This is a genomic window from Amycolatopsis sp. NPDC041971, from assembly GCF_055588925.1.
Genome location: NZ_JBVJCE010000019.1, coordinates 44,979 through 61,588 on the forward strand (window position 1 = coordinate 44,979; position 16,610 = coordinate 61,588).

A 16,610-nucleotide genomic window follows, 5' to 3' on the forward strand; every position below is an offset into this window, starting at 1 on the left:
GAGACGGGAGGGGGGTGTGGCTTGGGGGGTGGTGGGGGTCGTGCTTCCCCCTCCCCCCCCCCCCCCCCCCCCCCCCCCCCCCCCCCCTGACCGGTCGGTACCGATCCCCTCTTGCCCGGCCTTCACACGCAGCCCGCTGCGACTGCTGGTACAGGTGGGACGTACGTGGCGATCATCGATTCCGTGAAGGACTCCTTGAGGGACCCAGAGTCCCTCAAGGAGTCCTTCACGGACCGGGCTGGGGATCAACCGCAGCCGGAACCCACGTAGACACCCTTAGCGCTAACCCGAATCGCCACTCACGACCCCTATGGGCACGATCTCCTGACTGGCGTCCTTTATGGACGGTCAAGAGCGGGTCCAGGCCCTCGGCTCCGCCGTCGAGTTCAGCGCAACGTCGAAGGCGGCGGCGTGATGGTCTTGCGGTCGGCCTCCGGGACACCCCGGTAGGTCTTGAGGATCTTCAGGATCTGCTCGCGGTCCGCACCGCCCGGCGTGTCCTGGCCCGAATAGACGGCCAGGGCCGCCGAGGCTTCGCCCAGTCCCGGCGCGATCACGCCGACCAGGGCGCGCTGCGCGCCACACGGTCCGGGTGGGGTGAGGACCTCCGCGAGGACAATGCTCGCGGGGACCTTCTTGCCGGTACCGAGCGTGAACTCGGCCGGCTGGGCCGGCTCCTTGGTGATCTTGGCCGTCAGCGGACCGTTCTCCGGGTTGTAGGCGCTGACGGTGAGATCATCGATCGCCTTCTGCGCCGCGGCGGCGGGTTCGGCGACCTTCACGTTCGTCACCCCACTGCCGCCGATCCTGCTCCGCTTGTCCTGCGGGCAGTAGCCGTCGCCGACGAAGGCACTGGCGACCATGGTGATGCCCGGGACCTGGGTGCCCTTCTCCCAGCCATGGATCGTGCCGGGTTTCGGCGTCCAGTTCGGCGGGACGTCGTAGGCGTAGACGCCGTCCTTTCCTGCCACAGACTGCCAACCGTCGGTCACCGGCGGCGCGACGACCTGGGGCGACGGCGTGTAGACGATCGGAGTCCGGGTCGTCGTACTGCTCGACGACCGGTCCGAACCGTTGTTCGCGAGCGTGGCGACCGCGATGACACCGAGCGTCGCGAAGAAGCCGTACATGGCCCTTCGCCCGCTTCGCGACATCGGCTGCTTCACGGGCTTCCGCGGCTCCGGTTCGACAGGAGCGGCCTGTTCCGGGGCCGGCGTGTAGGCGGACGAGTCCGAGGGCTGATAGCCCCCGAACCCGTCCAGCGCCGCGTTGTCCTCGTAGCCCGGGGAATCCCCGCGCTTCTTGCCGAACAGGCCCATTACGAACGGACGAGCTTGACCAGGTGCTCCACGACCGCGTCCACGGCGATCTCTTCACGGTCCCCGGTGCGGCGGTCCTTGACCTCGACGACACCGTTCGCCAGGCCGCGCCCGACGACGAGGATCGTCGGCACGCCGACGAGTTCGGCGTCCGCGAACTTCACGCCGGGGCTGGCCTTGCGGTCGTCGAGGACGACCTCGACGCCGGCGGCGTCCAGTTCGGCCGCGAGTTTCTCCGCGCCCGCGGTGACCGTCTCGTCCTTGCCCGCGATGACGATGTGGACGTCGAACGGCGAGACCTCGCGCGGCCAGATGATGCCGAGATCGTCGTGGTTCTGCTCGGCGAGCACGCCGACGAGCCGGGAGACGCCGACGCCGTAGGAACCCATGGTGATGCGGATGGGCTTGGAGTCCGGACCCAGCGCGTCGAGTTCGAACGCGTCCGCGTACTTGCGGCCGAGCTGGAAGATGTGCCCGATCTCGATACCGCGCGCGGCGACCAGGGTGCCGTTGCCGTCGGGCGACGCGTCGCCTTCCCGGACCTCGGCGGCCTCGATCGTGCCGTCGCCGGTGAAGTCGCGGCCCGCGACCAAATCGACCACGTGGTGATCGCGCTCATCGGCGCCGGTGACCCAGGCGGTGCCGTCGACGACGCGTGGGTCGAGCAGGTAGCGGACGCCGTTGTCCTTCAGTGCCTTCGGGCCGATGTAGCCCTTGACGAGGAAGGGGTTCTTGGCGAAGTCGGCTTCCGCGAGCAGTTCGAACTCGGCGGGCTCGAGCGAGGCTTCGAGGCGCTTCGTGTCGACCTCGCGGTCCCCGGGGAGGCCGATGGCCAGCAGCTCCCACTCCTTCGCGCCCGGCTGGCGGGTCTTCACCAAGACGTTCTTGAGCGTGTCCGCGGCGGTGAAGGTCCGGCCGAGGTCGGCGTTGTTCAGGAACGCGACGAGCGACTCGATGGTCGGCGTGTCCGGCGTGTGGTGGACCTTCGCCTCGGGCAGGCCCTCGATCGGCTTCGCCTCGGGAGCGGGTGTGGTGACCGCTTCGACGTTGGCCGCGTAACCCGAATCAGTGCTGCGGACGTAGGTGTCCTCACCCGTCTCGGCGACGGCGAGGAACTCTTCCGACGCCGAGCCGCCCATCGCGCCGGAGGTCGCCTTGACGACGACGTACTCGATGCCGAGACGGTCGAACAGCTTCGTGTAGGCCTGGCGGTGCAGCTCATACGACTTCGTCAGGCCCTCGTCGTCGAGGTCGAAGGAGTAGGAGTCCTTCATGACGAACTCGCGGCCGCGCAGGATGCCGGCGCGGGGACGCGCCTCGTCGCGGTACTTGGTCTGGATTTGGTACAGGACGACGGGGTAGTCCTTGTACGAGTTGTATTCACCCTTCACGGTGAGCGCGAAGAGCTCTTCGTGCGTCGGGCCGAGGAGATAGTCGGCGCCCTTGCGGTCCTTGAGGCGGAAGAGGGCGTCGCCGTACTCGGTCCAACGGCCGGTGGCCTCGTAAGGCTCCTTCGGCAGCAGCGCGGGGAACTGGATCTCCTGCGCGCCGATGGCGTTCATCTCTTCACGGACGACGTTCTCGATGCGGCGCAGCACCCGCAGGCCCAGCGGCAGCCAGGAGTAGCCGCCCGGGGCCACCCGGCGGACGTAGCCGGCGCGTACCAGGAGCCGGTGGCTCGGTACCTCGGCGTCCGCCGGATCCTCACGCAGGGTGCGAAGGAACAACGACGACATCCTGGTGATCACTTCTGGGCTCCTCGCTGGAATTACGTGCTGAGACGTTCTGCGCAGCGTAGTCACCCCGCCCCGGGACGATTCAACCGGTTATCGGGGGCGCCCGGTTTTGTCGGTGGTCTCCGCTAGCTTGCCGCCATGGGTATCGAGCTGGGCATGATCACTATCGACTGCGCGGATCCGCGCGGGCTCGCGGCGTTCTGGACGAAGGCGCTCGGCGTGGAGGTGGATCAGGACTACGAGGGTGAATTCCTCATCCTGCGCCCCAAGGCGGAGAACGGGCCCGTGCTGGCGTTCCAGCGCGTGCCGGAGCCGCGCGCCGGCAAGAACCGGGTCCATCTGGACTTCGGGACGGACGACATGGAGAAGGAGGTGGACCGCCTGATCGGACTGGGCGCGACGAAGCTGGACAAGCACGAGATGCCGGGCCTCGCCTGGACGGTGCTGGCCGACCCCGTCGGCAACGAATTCTGCGTGGCCACCCACGAGGGCTGAGGCGGGCCGCGATGGTCAGAATGGCGGCATGACGGAGCGAGCCATCCTGCCCTGGACCGACATCGAGCTGCCCGAAGGCCTGAACTCACGGCTCTACGACGGTACGGGCCCGCTGCCGGGTGATCGCCTCGATGACGTCGAGGTGTACGTGCTGCCGTACGACACCGGCATGGAGCCGGCGAAGCTGATCGCCCGGCTTCCGTCGCTCAAGCTCGTGCAGTCGCTGTCGGCCGGGGTGGAGAAGCTGATCCCGCTGGTGCCGGCGGGGGTGAAGCTCGCCAACGGCCGCGGTCTGCACGACCTCAGCGTGGCCGAGCACGCGCTGGCGCTGATCCACGCGTCGCAGCGGGATCTGCCGCGCTGGTTCGCGCGGCAGGCGACGGCGTCGTGGGAGCGCGAGCACACGCGCTCGCTGGCCGACAGCCGGGTGCTGCTGGTCGGGTACGGCTCGATCGGCCAAGCCATCGAGCGGCAACTGCTCGCGGCCGAAGCGGTCGTGAGCAGGGTGGCGAGCACGGCCCGGCCCGCGGAGCGGGTGCACGGCGTCGGCGAACTGGCGGAACTGCTGCCGTCGGCCGACATCGTGGTCCTGATCCTGCCCGAAACACCCGCGACGGTGGGCTTGTTCGGTGCCGCGGAACTCGCCGCGCTGCCGGACGGCGCGCTGGTGGTGAACGTCGGGCGGGGCTCGGCGATCGACACCGAGGCAATCACCGCCGAGACCGGCTCCGGACGCTTGCGTGCCGCGCTGGACGTCGTCGACCCGGAGCCGCTGCCCGCGGCGCATCCACTGTGGACCACGCCGGGAGTGATCGTCACGCCGCATATCGCGGGCGGGTCGGCGTCGTTCTACCCGCGCGCGAAGCGGCTGGTCGCCGAGCAGTTGCGCCGGTACGCCGCCGGTGAGGAGCCGCTGAACCTCGTGAGTGGCTAGACCGGTTGCTCGTGAGTGGCGATTCGGGCTCTATTGAGGGGTAAGGCGCAGGTGGCAGGTTGCGGTAGCGAAGAGTGGCTTTCGCGACACCGTCGCCGCACGGCCGCGAGCGAAACCCCGCGACCCGGCACCTCTGCGTCACCCCTCAATAGAACACGATTCGCCACTCACGACGCGGGCGCTACTGCCAGTGCGTCCGGTAAGCGAGCCAGTCGCGCATCGCCGCGGCGAGACGACGTTGCGCCGCGCGGACCCCTGTCGTCGCGGGCGGTTCCGGTAGCCTGCTCGCGCGTTCGGCGTGCCCCGCCAACGCGACGCCGAACGCGGTGACCGCCCAGACCGGCACACCGGTGAGCACGGGACGCCGCCGGAGCAGGCGGTCGACGTCGGCGGGCTCGTGTCCGGCGTCGAGCAGATGCGGGACGAGCGCGACCAGATCGAGCCAGCCCGCACCCCTCGCCGGGTAACGCCAGTTGGTGACGAGGACCCTGCCCGATCCGGTCCGCACCAGGTATTCGGGCTGGATGTCGTTGTGCAGCAACGTGTCCCCGGCCGACCACGGATGCCAGGACGTCTCCAGCTGGACGAGCCTGTCGAGGTTGCGGACGGCCCAGCCGTCGAGGTCGTCCGGCGGTTCCTTCGCCAGTTCGTGCCAGCCGCGCAGGAGCGGGCCGAGATCGTCGAGCGCGTCCGGGACGTCGGGCAGCGGGCACGGGGTGAGCGTGCGTCCGAGCGTGCCGAAGGTGGCCAGGACAGCGGAAAGGTCCGGCGAACCCGGACGCAGGTTCGGCCTGGTGCCGTCGAAGTCGGCGAACGCGAGCACCAGCCAATCACCGTCCACAAAGGACATCAGCTTCGGCGTGGGTGCTTCCGGGGGAAGCCGTCGCGCGATGGCGGCCTCCGTGCGGTAGCCGCCCGCTCGTGGGCTGGCGGCCGGGATCGCCTTCAGGAAGACCCAGCGATGATCGCGTTCGAGTTCGAGCCTCGCGGCGACACCGCCGTCGAATTCCGGGGTCTGCCACAGCGAACGGCGGACCGCCGAACCGAGCTCACGCTCCACGGCGTCACGCGTCGCCGACGGCAGGTCATGCCAGCCGAGGCGTGCGGAAACCGGCAACGCCCTACCACCCCCACCGATCTCTCCGAGAAGATCGACTGTACCGAAATCCACCCTTTCGGGTGGCAACCGGTCAGGTCGGGAGGGGCTTCACGTAGCCGGCCCAGCGCTGGAACTCGGTGAACCCCACCCGCTCGTAGACCCCGAGAGCACGGTGGGTGTTGTCCTGGTCGACGTTGAGCGAGGCCCGCTGGAAACCCTTGGCCTTGGCCTGGACGAGCGTGTGCCCGAGCAGCGCGCCCGCGATCCCACGGCCGCGAAGGCTCGCGTCGGTCGCGACGTGGCTGACATACAGGTCCTTCACTCCCGTGGCGGCCTCGTCTGAGGCGAAGAACACGCTCAGCACCATCGCGACCACCCTGTCCCGCTCGGGGCTCAGCAGCAGGAACGACAGATCCGGTTGGAAGTTCTTCCCGCCGACGACCAGATGCCGCCACGCCTCCGGGGACTGCTCCGTGCTTCCCCAGTGGTCCGCGAAGGTCTCGTTGCGGGACCGCAGGGTGAGCGCCTCGTACTTGTCCTCGTACGTGACGAGCGGGAACTCTTCGGGCAGCGGCTTGACCGGCGGGATCGAGCCGAGGTCGGCCCGCATGTCGACGAACCACCGGGCGTGTTCGTATCCGGCGTCCACGAGTACGTCGGTGAGCCAGCGCTGCTTGGTGTTGACCCCGGCGTGCAGTTCCAGCGGTACGTCCGGGTGGGACTTCGCGTGGAGCTCCTTGCCCGCCTCTTCGCACCAGCCGATGAGGCGCGCGGCGATCGCGTCGTCGCGGTACGCGGGGTGGACGAGCATCTCGACCCGCATCATGTGCACCGGATCCGCCGCGTCACGTTTCCGGAGCAGACCGTAGGCGACCAGGGTGTCGCCATCCCAGGCGCTGGTGGTCGCGGTCGGCAGGTCGACGGTCGGCGAGCCGATCTCTTCGGCGAGATCCTCCGCGCTGTAATGCTCGTCGATCGGCTCGACACGTTCCGCCTCCGCGAAGGCCTCGGCCAGTCGCGGCATGTCGTCCATGGTCAGCGGGCGCCAGGTCGGGCTCATGCGGTCGAGGCTAAGCCCGCGCCTCGGGGTGACGCACTCCATTTAGTTACGCTTCCGTGGTGCTCGTGCTGCTCCCCCCTTCCGAAACCAAGGCCGCCGGCGGCACCGGCGCGCCGCTGGACCTCTGCGCGCTGTCGTTCCCGGAACTGAACCCGACCCGCGCGAAGCTGACCGACGCGCTGGCCGAACTGGCGGGCGACGTCCCGGCCAGTATCGCCGCGCTCGGGATCACGCCGCGGCAGACCGACGAGGTCGCCCGCAACGCCGAGCTGTGGACCTCGCCCTCGATGCCCGCGCTGCGCCGCTACACCGGTGTCCTCTACGACGCGCTCGACGTGAAGTCCTTCACCAAGGCGACGCTGGCGAAGGCCGAGAAGCGGCTCGCCGTCGCTTCGGCGCTGTTCGGGGTGGTAGCGGCGACCGACCCGATTCCCGCGTACCGGCTGTCCGGCGGGAACGCGCTGCCGTCGCTCGGCACCGTCCGCAGCGTGTGGAAACCGGTCCTCGAACCGGTGCTGCAGGGGATCGAGGGGCTCGTCGTCGACCTGCGTTCCGGGACCTACTCGGCGCTGGCGAAGCTCCGCCCGGACGCGGTGACGGTGCGCGTCGTGACCGAGGACGCGAAGGGCAACCGGACCACGGTGAGCCATTTCAACAAGGCCTACAAGGGACGGCTGGCCGCGGAGCTGGTCAAGTCCCGCAGCGAACCGTCCACTGTGGAACAGCTGATGCGGGTGCTGTCGAAGGCGGGCCTCGACGTCGAACGCACCGGGGAGCACAGTGTGGAACTGCTCACCGGGGACGCGGTGCATTAGTTCCGTACCCCTACGGGCTCCTTCCTCGGTTGTTCCGCCAGGTGCACATGCGGAAAGTGATTTCCAGCCACCTGGAAAGGAACCACCGTGAACAGAAGACAACGGCTACTGGGGATCGCCACCGCCACCCTCGGCTGCCTCTCGGTCCTCCTGCCCGCGCCCGCGGCCGCCGCGAACCTGCCCGCCGTCACCCCGACGGATCAAGCCGTCGTGCCCGGTGGACTGCACACGAACTCCATCGGCGGCACCCCCGCCTCGGTCAAGGATCACCCCTTCATCATCGCGGGCCTGCGCGAAGGCGGGACGCGGCCGCAGGGCCAGACGTGCACCGGTTCGGTCGTCGCGCCGCGCAAGATCCTGATCGCCGCGCACTGCAAGGACTCGGCGGGCGAGAAGTCCTTCCTCTACGGCCTGGACGATCTCAACGCCGGTGGCGGAACGCGGATCGGCGTCGTCAGCTACGAAAAGCACCCGAAGTATGTCAACTTCGACCAGGGCTACGACGTCGCCGTGGTCACCACCGACGCCGACATCCCGGTGCCGGGTGGGCAGTACGCGAAGGTCGCGACCTCGGCCGACACGGAGTTGCACGAGCCGGGCAAGTCCGGGCTCGGACTCGGCTACGGCAAGAAGGACCACAACGACGACACGCGCAACGTCGAACTGCACAAGTTCACCCTGCCGGTCGTCCAGGGCAGCAATTGCAACGGCGTCGGCGCGGGTTTCAAAGACGCCACGATGATCTGCAGCGGCTACAGCGACGGCCGCGTCACCATCCTGCCGGGCGACAGCGGCGGGCCGCTGATCGTGGACGGCAAGATCGTCGGTGTCGCGTCGTGGAGCCGTAGCGACTTCAAGTGGTACAGCGTTTACGGCAGGCTCAACAACGAGATGGGCGACTGGGTCAAGCAGCAGATCGGCGAGCCGCAGAACCCGGAGACGTTCTCGCTCGGGGTGACCCCGTCCGCGCTCAAGGTCGAACCGGGTAAGTACGTTTCGGCCACGGTGACCAGCAAGCCCGGCAAGAACGGCGCGGAGAAGGTCGATCTCAGCGCTTCGGGTCTTCCCGAGGGTGCGACGGCCACGTTCCAGCCCACGTCCATCACCTCGGGTGAGTCGGCGAAGGTGACCATCGAGGTTCCCGCCGGGACGGCCGAAAAGGACTACGCCGTCACGATTTCGGGCAAGGGCACCACCGACACCGCGACCGCGAACCTGACGCTGACCGTCGGCAACGGCGGGCCGCAGCCCGGCGAACTCAAGGTGAGCTTGAGCCCCACCAGCGGGGCGTCGCAGCCCGGCTTCTTCAGCGACGTCACGGTTTCCGCCACCGGTGGCACGGGTGCCATCACGTTGTCCGCGTCCGGACAGGGGCTGCCGTTCGCACCGTTCTTCAACCCGAAGACGATCTCGAGCGGGGGCAGTTCGACCATGCAGGTGGTCGCGCCGTTCCAGCGCGGCACGTACCCGGTGACCGTCACCGCGACGGACTCCGCGGGCAAGACCTCCACGGCGACCTACACCCTGACCGTCCGGTAGCAGGCAAGTCCGTGAAGGCCTCCTTGAGGGACTCTGGGTCCCTCAAGGAGGCCTTCACGGACGTCAGGAAGCCGCCAGCACCGCCATGGCGGCATTGTGCCCGGGAATACCGGAGACACCGCCGCCCCGCACGGCCCCGGCCCCGCAGAGCAGCACCCGGTCGTGCGCGGTTTCGACGCCCCAAAGCCCCACCTGAGCGGCATCCGCGGCGTACGGCCACGACAGATCGCGATGGAAGATGTGTCCCGCGGGCAACCCCAGTTCGGCTTCGAGATCCAGCGGCGTCTTCGCCTCGACACACCACCCGCCGTCCGGCGAACGCAGCACGCAGTCCTCGATCGGCTCGGCCAGCACACTGTCCAAAGAGGACAACGTCGCCCGCAGCGCCTCGTCGCGCGCGGCGTCGTTGCGCCCTTCGAACAGCCGCGCGGGCATGTGCAGCCCGAACAACGTCAGCGTCCGCACCCCGGCGGCCCGTTCGGCGGGGCCGAGGATCGACGGGTCGGTCAGCGAATGGCAGTAGATCTCGCACGGCGGCAGCGACGGGATCCGGCCCGCGGCGGCCTCGGCGTAGGCCGTCGCCAACTGCTCGTAACCCTCGTTGACGTGGAACGTGCCGCCGAACGCCTCACGCGGGTCGACGCCTGGATCCCGTAGCCGCGGCAGCCGTGACAACACCATGTTCACCTTGAGCTGCGCGCCTTCCGGCGCTTCCGGCGGCTCCTCCCCCAGCAGGCGCGCGAGCACTCGCGGCGCGACGTTCGACAGCACGTGCCCGCCGCGCACGGTGAATTCGTCGTCGCCGAGCCGGTAACGCACTGACCCGCCGGGATCGATCGACAGCACCTCGGCACCGGTGACCAGCCGTGCGCCCGCCGTCCGCGCGGCCGACGCGAGCGCCCCGGTCACCGCGCCCATCCCGCCGACCGGCACGTCCCAGTCGCCGGTCTCGTTGCCGATCACGTGGTAGAGCAGGCACAGGTTCTGCCGGAAATCGCCGGTGCCGGCGAAAGTGCCGATCAGCGCGTCGGTCAGGACGACGCCGCGGACGGTGTCGTCGCCGAACATCCCGGTGAGCGTTTCCGAGATCGGCCGTTCGAACAGCGCGTCCCATGCCGCCTGCTCGATGCCCGAGCGCAGTTCCTCTTTGGACACCAACGGTTCGGTCAGGGTGCGGAACGTCCGTTCCGCGACCTGCGACGTCATCGCGTAGAACCGCCGCCACGCCTCGAAGTCCTTTGTGGACCCGGTGAGCGCGGAGAACGACGCCGCCGTACGGCTGTCGTCGCCCGTGTCGACAAGGAGACCGCCGTCGCCGACGGGTGTGTACGACGACATCCGCCGTCGCCGGAGATCGAGGTCGAGCCCGAGGTCCGCGATGATCTTGCGCGGCAGCAGGCTCACCAGGTACGAGTACCGCGACAGCCGGACGTCGACGCCGGGGAAGGCCCGGAAGGAGACCGCCGCCCCGCCGACCTCGTCCCGGCGTTCCAGCACCAGCACCGAACGTCCGGCCCCGGCCAGGTAGGCGGCCGCCACCAGACCGTTGTGCCCACCACCGACGATCACGGCGTCAAAGGACTCCATGGCAAGCCTCCCAGCGAAAACGACAGTGCGCCGCGGTCATCGTGACCGCGGCGCACCGCCGTTCGCAAGGACTCAGAAGGTGATGGAGAAACCTTCGATCGTCCCGCTGTCGAACCGGTGGACGTCACGGACCCGCAGTTTCCAGGTCCCGTTCGCCGGTTCGGAGGAGGCGTTCACCGTGTACGACGTGTGCACGCCGGTCGCCTCGCTCGTCCCTCCCGCCTGCTTGAGGCCGAACACCGCACCGCTCGGCCCGATCAGGTCTATCGCCAGGTCACCGGTGTAGGTGTGCGCGATGTCGACCTTGACCGGCAGCGTCGCCGACGCCTTGCCGTCGCAGCCTTCCTGCGTCACCGAACTGGTCACCGCGGCACCGGCGTCCGGAATGGGCACCGGTGTCGTGTTGGACTTGGCCCCGCACGTCGGTGTGGGGCCACCGCCGCCGATGAACGACACGTTCAGCAATTTGTTGACCGTGCCGGACGGCAGTCCCTTGAGCACACCGGCGGAGGCGTTGTTCACCAGCGCGTCCCGCGTCTGCTGCGCGGTGGCGCCGGAATCGGCGGCGAGGTACAGCGCCGCCGCCCCGGCCACGTGCGGCGTGGCCATCGACGTCCCGCTCATGTTCGCCGAACCACCGTTGGACGTGGACAGCGACGTGATGTTGCTGCCAGGGGCGAAGATGTCCACGCACGAACTGTGGTTGGAGAACGAGGACTTGTCGTCGCTCTGGTCCGAGGCGCCGACCGTGATCGCCTCGGGGATCCGGGCCGGGCTGACGTTGCAGGCGTTCTGGTTCTCGTTGCCCGCCGCCACCACGTAGACGAAGCCCGCCGCGATGGACTTCTTGATGACGTCGTCGCCGAGCCCGACCTGGTCCATCCGCAGGCTCAGGTTCGCCACCGCCGGTTTGGTGCCGTTCGCGGTCAGCCATTCCGCCGCGTCCACGATGGCGGAGTCGGGACCGTTGCCCGAACAGTCGTTGCCCAGCACCTTCAGCCCGACGAGCTTGGCCTTCTTCGCCACGCCGTAGGTCTTGCTGCCGATGGTGCCCGCGGTGTGACTGCCGTGCCCGTTGCAGTCCTTCCCGTTGCCGCCCACGAAGTCCTTGCCGATGGACGCGCGCCCCTCGTACTCCGGGTTCTCCGGGTTGATCCCGGTGTCGAGGTCGTACGCCGTGACTCCCTCACCCGTGTTCGGATAGGTGAAGCTCTTGTCCAGTGGCAGGTTCTTCTGGTCCACGCGGTCGAGGCCCCAGGTCGGGTTGGTCTGCGTGCCGACGGCACGGGCGGTGCCGTCCTGGTAGACCGCCTTGACCGCCGGGTCGGCCGCGAGCCGTCGGGCCTGCCGCTCGGACATTCCTTTCACCGAGAAGCCGCGCAGCACGTTCTTGTACGCCGACCGGACCTCGCCGCCGTAGCGGCCGGTCAGCGCGGCCGAGGACCGCTCGACCGCCATGGTGTCGACCTCGTGGAGCTCCACGATGTACTGATCGCCGTAGTGCTGCTTCGCCTGCACGACAACGCCTTCCGCCTCCGCGGCGAGGGCGTTGCCCGCGGCGAGCGCGGCCAGCGCGGTGGCCGCGACGGCCACCACACCGGCCCGCACGCCGCGGCGCATCAGAGACCCGCCACGTTCAGCAGCTTGTTGGTCGAACCGGTGCCCGGGCTCTTGACGACACCGCTGGTGGCGGCGTTGGCGAGACCGGAGGCGACGGCGGCGGGGGTGGCCGACGGGTTCGAGGTCAGGTAGATCGCGGCCGCGCCGGCGACGTGCGGCGTCGCCATCGAGGTACCGCTCATCTGCTGGGTGCCGCCACCATTGCGCAGCGACGTGATGCTGGTGCCCGGCGCGAAGATGTCGGTGCAGCTGCCGTAGTTCGAGAACGAGGACCGGCGGTCGTCGCTCTGGGTGGCGTTGACGGTGATGGCCTCACGCACGCGGGCGGGGCTGGTGCCGCAGGCGTCCGTGTTGGAATTGCCGGAGGCCACCGTGTTGGTGATGCCCGCGGACACGGCGCGGCGCACGGCGGCGTCGACACCGGAGTCGGCCGGGCCACCGAGGCTCATGGTGAGCACCGACGGGCCCTTGGCGTTCTTCACGACCCAGTCGATCCCGCTGATGATCTGCGAGTACTGGCCGCTGCCCTGGCAGTTCAGCACCCGGACCGCGACGATCTTGGCGCCCTTGGCGACGCCGTAGGTGGCGCTGCCGACGGTGCCGGCGACGTGCGTGCCGTGGCCCTGGCAGTCGCGGGCGTCGCTGTCGTTGTCGATGAAGTCGTACCCGCTGGTCGCGCGGCCGCCGAATTCGGTCTGGCGGTAGTCGACACCGGTGTCGAGGACGTAGACCGTCGCCCCGGCTCCGTCGTTCGGGTAGGTGTACTTCCGGTCCAGCGGCAGGTTCTTCTGGTCGATCCGGTCGAGGCCCCAGGTCGGGTTGGTCTGGGTGCCGGTCATGTGCGCGACCGCGTCCTGCTGGACGAAGTCGACGTTCGGGTCGGCGGCGAGCCGTTTGGCCTGCGCCTCGGTCATCTTCGCCGAGAAGCCGTTCAGCGCGGCGGTGTAGGTCGCCTTCACCTGACCGCCGTATTTGGCCGCGAGGCCGGCATCGCCGCTCTTCAGCGAGACGATGTACCCGTCCGTGACGGCTCCCGGCACACCAGCGCCGCGGATCTGTCCCTCGGCTGCCACGGCCGGTCCGGCGAAGGCCAGCGAAGCCGTCACACAGGCCCCGGCGAGTACCGCACCCGCGATTTGGTGACGTCGAAGTTCTCCACGCATTTCCTGAGCTCCGTTCACTCGAACAGGTGGTTCGCGCCGGCAGGAGTCCGGGCCGGCGCCGTGACGTGCAGTCACGCTTTACTCACTTTCGGGTGGCGGGACCTGTACGAACAAGCGAGGCAACGGTCCGTAGGACTACGTATCTAATAGGGATACCCGCCGTCCCTACGAAAGTTCCGTGCCGGTCCGAGTGGGTTCCGTGATCACTAAGCAGGTGCTTAAGCTGCGTTCACTCGAACAGTGTGGTTCGTGGAGCGGGGGTGACCCGGCATGGTGATCGGTGACTACCGACGCAGGACGAGTTCGCCGGTGCTCGTCGGCCGTGAGGCGGAACTGAGCGAACTCCTCGACGGCGTGAGGCATTCTCCGTCGGTGATCATGCTCGAAGGTGAAGCGGGCGTGGGCAAGACCCGGCTCGCCACCGAACTGCTGGCGTGTCCCGAACTGGCCGGACGGCCGGTCCTCACCGGAATCTGCCAGCCGCTGCGCGAGCCCTTCCCGTACGGCGTGGTCTTCGACGCGCTGAAGGACGTCCGCACCGTGCGCGAACTCAACCCGGTGACCGGTGTACTCGCGCCCTACCTGCCGGAACTCGCGGGCTTCCTGCCCCAGCCGCCACCGCGGCTCGGCGATCCGCGAGCCGAACGGCACCGGCTTTTCCGCGCCGTCCGGGAACTGCTCGGTTCGTTGGGCCCGCACGTCCTGCTCGTCGAAGACCTGCACTGGGCGGACGACGGTTCCCGGCGGCTGCTGCGGTTCCTGATGACCGACCCGCCCCCGGGCCTGACCCTCGTGCTCACGTACCGGCGCGAAGAGACACCCGGCGGCATCCCGCTCGGCAGCGCCTACCGGCCCGCTCCCGGCACCGCGCACGCGCTCGTCGCCCTTCGCCCGCTGGACCGCGACGGCGTCCAGTCGCTGGTGTCGGCCCTGCTCGGCGAGGCGAACGTCTCGGCCGAGTTCGCCGCGCGGCTGCACGAGCGGACCGCCGGGATCCCGTTCGTGGTCGAGGAGATCGTGCACGCTCTCGGTGACGTCGAGGCCGCGGTCCACGCCGACGGCGCGACCGCGCGGCGCCTGCTCGACACGGTCGAGGTCCCGGCTTTGCTGAGAGAGGCGACGGTCGAACGCCTCGTCGCGCTGCCGCCGGCCGCCCGGCGGATCACCGAGGCCGCCGCCGTCCTCGGCACACCGTCCACTTCGGACCTGCTGACCGCCGCGGCCGCGCTCACCCCCGAACGCGCCCGGCGCGCGCTCGTCCTCGCGCTCGAACGCAACATCCTGGTGGAGACCGGCGAAGGCACGTACGACTTCCGGCATGCCTTCGCCCGGCAAGCCGTCTACCGCACCATTCCCGGCCCTGACCGCCAGGAACTGCACCGGCGGGCCGCGCGGCTGCTGCGCGACCGCCTCCCGCAGTCGCTGGTGCGGCTCGCCGAACACTGCCGCAAGGCCGGCGACCGGGCCGGTGCGTTGAAATACGGCGAAGCGGCCGCCGATCAGGCGTCGGCCGTCGGCGATCTCGCCACCGCGACGGATCTGCTCCGCACCCTGCTCGACGAACCGGGTCTGCAACCATCCGATGTGGACAGACTGGCGGTCAAGTTCAGTTCGGTGGCGTGCAACGGCCTCGCGCAGACCGAAGTCGTCCCGGCGCTGGAACGGCTGCTCACCGACGGCAGGCTGTCCGGACGCCTGAGCGGTGAGGTCCGGCTGGGGCTCGGGCTTCTGCTGGTGCGCCAAGCGGGCGGGCTGGAGGCGGCCCGTACCGAGATCGAGATCGCCGTCAACGACCTCGCCGACCGACCCGACCTGGCCGGACGCGGGATGGGCGTACTCGCCCAGCCGTGGGTCGGCGCGACGCCGCTGCGGGAGCATCGGCGGTGGATGGACCGGGTGGACGAGCTCATCGAGCGGGCCACCGACCGGCGGCTGAAGATCATCCTGCTGGCCAACAACGCGGCGTCGCGGCTGCACATCGGGGACGCGCGCGGCTGGGAAATGCTGGACCGGGCGCCCACCAGCGTCGGTTCCGCCGACGAACAGCGGCATCTGGCGCGGCTGCACTGCAACAGTGCCGACGCCTGCGCCTGGACGGGCCACCACCGGCGGGCGAAAAGCCTGCTGCGCAGCGGGATGCAGCTGGCCGCCGACTGCGGGGCGCCGTATGTCGTCAGCACCGCCCGCGCGACGGCCGTCCACACCGACTGGCTCACCGGGAACTGGGACGGCCTCGCCGAACGGGCCGTCGCGCTGATCGACGAGTACCGCGACCTCCTGCCGGTGACCAGCGAACTGTGCCTGGTACTCGGCCTGCTCGCCGCCGCCCGTGGCGAATGGGACGAGGCCGCGGCCCGGTTCGCCGGCACCGCGGCCGACCAGCCGGAGAACGCGTTCACCCCGGTCGCGATCGCCGCGCACGCCGGAATGTCGGGCATGCTCCTCGCGCAGGACCTCGGCGAGGCCGCCGTCGCGCAGGCCGAAAAGGGACTGGAACTCCTTCGCGCCAAGGGCGTCTGGGCCTGGGGCGCCGATCTGCTGATAGCCGCCGTCGACGCGTACTGCGCCACCGGGCGGGACGCCGAGGCGCAGGCGCTGACCGACGAGTTCGAACGCGAGATCGGCGACCTCGACGCGCCGTCGACCCGCGCCGCGCTGGCCGCGAACCGCGGGCTCGTCGCGGCGTCCCGGGGAGACCACGCGGAAGCGATCGAAGCCTTCGAACAAGCCCGGACCCGGTTCGAGGCCCTCCCCGCGCCGTATCACGCGGCACTGATCGCCGAACGGGCCGCGCGATGCCGCCTGGCCTGCACCGAGGACGTCGCCGAAACGTTCGCCGCGCTCGCCGAGACCTTCGACCACCTCGGCGCCACCCGCGACGCCGCGCGCTGCCGCCACGCCTTCCGGTCCACCGGCGCGGTCGCCCCGTCGCGACGTGGCCGCCGGGGTTACGGCGACGAACTGTCCCCGCGCGAGCGTGACGTCGCCCGCCTGCTCGCCGCCGGGCACACAAACCGGGAGATCGCCGAGGTGCTGTTCCTGTCCCGGCGCACGGTGGAACAGCACGTCGCGAGCGTGCTGCGCAAGCTGAAGGTCCGGTCGCGGAGCGAGCTGGCGGGGCTGCGGTCGGCGTAGGCCGGTGCCGGGGGGGGGGGGGGGGGGGGGGGGGGGGGGGGGGGGGGGGGGGGGGGGGGGGGGGGGGGGGGGGGGGGGGGACAAAACAGAAAAAACACACCAAGCCAG

12 protein-coding genes are annotated in these 16,610 nt (G+C 69.7%); 5 read left to right on the forward strand and 7 right to left on the reverse strand.

Annotated elements, in window-relative coordinates; translation table 11 throughout:
• Positions 1-386: 386 nt before the first annotated feature.
• On the reverse strand, positions 387-1,319 hold the full coding sequence (locus ACZ6DT_RS31450; RefSeq protein ID WP_465602143.1) for a DUF8017 domain-containing protein: 933 nt from the start codon (positions 1,317-1,319) through the stop codon (positions 387-389).
• Entirely contained in the window at positions 1,319-3,067 is a 1,749-nt protein-coding gene (locus ACZ6DT_RS31455; RefSeq protein ID WP_465602144.1) for a proline--tRNA ligase, read from the reverse strand. The genes ACZ6DT_RS31450 and ACZ6DT_RS31455 overlap by 1 nt, the downstream gene beginning before the upstream one ends.
• Positions 3,068-3,193: 126 nt before the next feature.
• On the opposite strand from ACZ6DT_RS31455, the gene ACZ6DT_RS31460 reads away from it, so the two are divergent.
• On the forward strand, positions 3,194-3,550 hold the full coding sequence (locus tag ACZ6DT_RS31460; protein WP_465602146.1) for a VOC family protein: 357 nt from the start codon (positions 3,194-3,196) through the stop codon (positions 3,548-3,550).
• Between the two features lie 28 nt (positions 3,551-3,578).
• Positions 3,579-4,484: a 2-hydroxyacid dehydrogenase gene (locus tag ACZ6DT_RS31465; RefSeq protein ID WP_465602148.1), complete on the forward strand. Its 906-nt coding sequence runs from the start codon at positions 3,579-3,581 to the stop codon at positions 4,482-4,484.
• A 181-nt stretch (positions 4,485-4,665) separates the two neighbouring features.
• On the opposite strand, the gene ACZ6DT_RS31470 is transcribed toward ACZ6DT_RS31465, so the two are convergent.
• Together ACZ6DT_RS31470 and ACZ6DT_RS31475 are read right to left on the reverse strand one after the other, a co-directional pair.
• Positions 4,666-5,601 carry an aminoglycoside phosphotransferase gene (locus ACZ6DT_RS31470; RefSeq protein ID WP_465602149.1) on the reverse strand — a complete coding sequence of 312 codons (936 nt, stop codon included), beginning with the start codon at positions 5,599-5,601 and terminating at the stop codon, positions 4,666-4,668.
• Between the two features lie 73 nt (positions 5,602-5,674).
• Positions 5,675-6,643 (reverse strand): GNAT family N-acetyltransferase, encoded by a 969-nt coding sequence (locus ACZ6DT_RS31475; protein ID WP_465602151.1) that lies wholly within the window; start codon positions 6,641-6,643, stop codon positions 5,675-5,677.
• Between the two features lie 59 nt (positions 6,644-6,702).
• On the opposite strand from ACZ6DT_RS31475, the gene yaaA reads away from it, so the two are divergent.
• Both yaaA and ACZ6DT_RS31485 read left to right on the forward strand, forming a co-directional pair.
• Positions 6,703-7,458 (forward strand): peroxide stress protein YaaA, encoded by a 756-nt coding sequence (yaaA, locus tag ACZ6DT_RS31480; RefSeq protein WP_465602153.1) that lies wholly within the window; start codon positions 6,703-6,705, stop codon positions 7,456-7,458.
• Positions 7,459-7,545: 87 nt separating this feature from the next.
• Positions 7,546-8,997: a trypsin-like serine protease gene (locus ACZ6DT_RS31485; RefSeq protein ID WP_465602155.1), complete on the forward strand. Its 1,452-nt coding sequence runs from the start codon at positions 7,546-7,548 to the stop codon at positions 8,995-8,997.
• Between the two features lie 63 nt (positions 8,998-9,060).
• On the opposite strand, the gene ACZ6DT_RS31490 is transcribed toward ACZ6DT_RS31485, so the two are convergent.
• The 3 genes from ACZ6DT_RS31490 to ACZ6DT_RS31500 form a co-directional block, all read right to left on the reverse strand.
• Positions 9,061-10,584: a phytoene desaturase family protein gene (locus ACZ6DT_RS31490; protein WP_465602156.1), complete on the reverse strand. Its 1,524-nt coding sequence runs from the start codon at positions 10,582-10,584 to the stop codon at positions 9,061-9,063.
• A 72-nt stretch (positions 10,585-10,656) separates the two neighbouring features.
• Positions 10,657-12,204 (reverse strand): S8 family serine peptidase, encoded by a 1,548-nt coding sequence (locus ACZ6DT_RS31495; RefSeq protein ID WP_465602158.1) that lies wholly within the window; start codon positions 12,202-12,204, stop codon positions 10,657-10,659.
• Positions 12,204-13,367 (reverse strand): S8 family peptidase, encoded by a 1,164-nt coding sequence (locus ACZ6DT_RS31500; RefSeq protein WP_465602160.1) that lies wholly within the window; start codon positions 13,365-13,367, stop codon positions 12,204-12,206. The genes ACZ6DT_RS31495 and ACZ6DT_RS31500 overlap by 1 nt, the downstream gene beginning before the upstream one ends.
• 309 nt (positions 13,368-13,676) lie before the next feature.
• On the opposite strand from ACZ6DT_RS31500, the gene ACZ6DT_RS31505 reads away from it, so the two are divergent.
• Positions 13,677-16,502, forward strand: a complete 2,826-nt coding sequence (locus tag ACZ6DT_RS31505; RefSeq protein WP_465602348.1) for an ATP-binding protein — start codon at positions 13,677-13,679, stop codon at positions 16,500-16,502.
• The last annotated feature ends 108 nt before the right edge of the window (positions 16,503-16,610 follow it).